Source organism: uncultured Acetobacterium sp., assembly GCF_927416815.1.
In the GTDB taxonomy this organism is placed as follows: Bacteria; Bacillota; Clostridia; order Eubacteriales; family Eubacteriaceae; genus Acetobacterium.
In genome coordinates this window covers 1-2,757 of record NZ_CAKMJU010000054.1, presented here as the reverse complement: position 1 = coordinate 2,757, position 2,757 = coordinate 1, and the positions used below count along the sequence as shown (strand labels likewise).

3 protein-coding genes are annotated in these 2,757 nt (G+C 39.5%); 2 read left to right on the top strand and 1 reads right to left on the bottom strand.

Annotation, left to right across the window (positions count from 1 at the left end; all coding sequences use genetic code 11):
* Positions 1 to 10: 10 nt before the first annotated feature.
* Positions 11 to 589, bottom strand: a complete 579-nt coding sequence (locus QZ998_RS08615; protein ID WP_296559727.1) for a TetR/AcrR family transcriptional regulator — start codon at positions 587 to 589, stop codon at positions 11 to 13.
* Positions 590 to 1,011: 422 nt separating this feature from the next.
* Between QZ998_RS08615 and QZ998_RS08610 the strand changes: the two genes are divergently transcribed.
* Together QZ998_RS08610 and QZ998_RS08605 are read left to right on the top strand one after the other, a co-directional pair.
* A complete protein-coding gene (locus tag QZ998_RS08610; RefSeq protein ID WP_296559726.1) occupies positions 1,012 to 1,848 on the top strand; it encodes a GIY-YIG nuclease family protein in 837 nt (278 codons plus the stop codon).
* Between the two features lie 91 nt (positions 1,849 to 1,939).
* Positions 1,940 to 2,425 carry a GNAT family N-acetyltransferase gene (locus QZ998_RS08605; RefSeq protein ID WP_296559725.1) on the top strand — a complete coding sequence of 162 codons (486 nt, stop codon included), beginning with the start codon at positions 1,940 to 1,942 and terminating at the stop codon, positions 2,423 to 2,425.
* Positions 2,426 to 2,757 lie beyond the last annotated feature (332 nt).

The following is a 2,757-nucleotide window of genomic DNA, read 5'->3' as shown; positions in this document are numbered from 1 at the left end:
AAAAATAGTCTCATGATTGGTCCTCTTCTTTCTTGGTAAATAAATTTAAATAACCTTTAAAAGCATCCATTAGAATTGTTTCAATTTCTTGATGACTGAATTGACAATGATTGGTTGCCACCAGTGCGGCGATCCCATGGGTTAAAAGCCAAATGTCGACATAGAGTTTTTTTGAGTGGTCGTGGTTTAACCCCGTCATTCCGGCAATCAGCTCAATCACTTCTAGATTATCGTCACCGGAAATCATATCCATGGGGCTGTCAACAGCAATCGATTCGGACATAAACAGCAGCTTAAAGAGGTTCTTTTCTTGCGTGGCAAAATTTATGTAGGCAAGGCCCATCCCTAAGAAGGGAATGGGGTGATGCATACCCGCCAGCATATGGCTATTAAAATATTCGCCAACTTTTTGATAAAGCGCCGTTTTTAAGTTATCCATATTTTGAAATGTCCGAAAGAGCGGCTGAATCGAGCACCCCAGGATTTTGGCAATTTCTCGGGCATTGAGACCTTCGATGCCGGACTTTCGGGTAATTTCCAGTGCCACATCGAGGATGGCGTCTTCTTTGATTTTTATTTTAGGCGGCATGGGATGGGTTCCTTTCACAAGTATGACATGATATGTAACGCGCGATACATATCATCTGATATTTTATATTGTACAGGCTGGAGATGTACTTGTCAATCGAAAAAAAGCTCACAAGATAATGTATGAATAAAATTTCGCAGAAATAATGGCGTGGTTATTTTAAGGAAAGTCGTTGAAAAAAGGATCCTGTAAATGATAAAATGAGATCCGCAGCGACAATTAAAAGGGAGAATAAAGATGCTTTAATTGGATATAGTGGTGTACGACCTGGCAAAATTGGAGAAGAGTCTGATCTGGCCCTGCTTTGACCAGAAGAACAGCGGGAAACAGTAAGGCCACAACCATCCTGGAAAATGTCATTAAACTCTTGCTGCACTAATTGAGGAAATACTCATAAATTCTAGAATAAAGAGGTGACAGCGTTGGAAAAAAGCATAATAAAATTAAGCGACTTATTAAAATTCGAAGATTTGCAAAAGGTCAAAGTTCGATTTAATCAGTTTAACGGCATAGCAGATCCCATGGATGAGTATACACGAAATCCGGATATCGTTAATAACCGGTGGCTATTTTGGCGAACCGAGCAACGCTTATTCAAGGTTGGCGAAACAGCGATCTGTTTGCTTAAATTAAGTGCTGACATTTGGTTGCTGACGACTGTTAAAATTGTGACCGAGGATTACAACATAAAAAATGGAATCAATTATAACGGCGTGGAAATTGAAAAATTCAATCCATTTTATGGCCGTGTCCTTATCAAATATCATAAGCAGTTTCAAAGTCAATGTCGGTATGTGGCAGATATTTTTGACGACTTCGAAGTGTTGCAAATTTTACCGTCTGTTTTTGAAGGGGATGATTTTCCCGGCTATGATAATGTCAGATTATCATTTAGGCAATTGGAAACAATTGTCAATCGTCATAAACGAGATTGGGTTGCGGCATTAGAGAATCAAAAGGCTGTCTATTTAATCAGAGATTGTAATAATTGTAAATTGTATGTCGGTTCGGCAACAGGTGATAATGGGATGCTACTGCAGCGTTGGAAAAACTACATTAAAAATGGGCACGGCGGCAATAAAGAATTATTTGAAATCGTTCTTTCAAATGGTTTCGACTATGTTAAAGCCAATTTTCAATATTCAATTTTGGAAAACTATAATGCTAAAGTTGCGAATGAATTTGTCCTTAAACGTGAAACTTGGTGGAAAGAAACCCTGGGGACGAGAAATCCAATGTCTGGTTATAACTGTAACTGAGTTTTGCCATATTTAACGCCTAGTATTAGGAACACTTAACTTATTGGCCCCATATCCCAACGAACAATTCATAAATAAGGAGAAAAATCCAATGCAACGTCAAAAAAATCAGCTAACAACCATAATCTATCGAAGTGGTGATGAATCGCTGCTGGATGAGATCCAGGAGCTTTGGGAAGCACTGAACCAGCATCATCGTGACGCCGCCGTGAATTTTAAAACACACTATGATAAGTTTACCTTTGAAATGCGGAAAATAAAGCTGCTCCAGAAGGCTAAAAATGGGCAGATGCGCATTGAGATTGCCATTGATCAGGAAACCGCCAGAAATGTTGGCTACTGCATTTCTCAGATTGAATGTTCTGGTGATGCTGAAATGGAATCCTTATATGTGCTGGAGAATTATCGGGGGCTGGGGCTTGGTGAGAAACTGCTTAGCAATGCCCTTGCCTGGATGGATGAAATGGGGGCACATACGAAAACTGTGACGGTAGCGGTTGGTAACGAGAAAGCCTTTAGCTTTTATCAGCGGTTTGGTTTTTATCCCAGAAAAACTGTGTTGGAACAGCTAAAATAGTGTGTTAAGCTATTTAGGTTTAGCTCCTGCATATTCTTTATCGCAGCGGTGATAAGTCTATGCTAGATGAAATCCAGGAGTGATGGGAATACGCTGAACCAACATTAACGTCAAGCCACTGTGAATGCTGACCATATCATCGATAATCAGCTATTAAAAAAGTATATCGGGAGGGTAGAATGAAGATCGCCTGTGTTTGTCAATCAAAAAGTTTAGCGTTTGGTCTCGAAAAGTTGTGCACTTGCCAACACAATTTTATTAATTAGCAGATGGTCGTCCAATCTCTTTTTTAACAGAGTACCATCTGCGCAACTTTTGAATACTTTTTGCCA

What these genes read in the sequence shown, in the direction of transcription:
- QZ998_RS08615 (WP_296559727.1), bottom strand. Translation starts at nt 589, where the DNA reads ATGCCGCCTAAAATAAAAATCAAAGAAGACGCCATCCTCGATGTGGCA.
- QZ998_RS08605 (WP_296559725.1), top strand. Translation starts at nt 1,940, where the DNA reads ATGCAACGTCAAAAAAATCAGCTAACAACCATAATCTATCGAAGTGGT.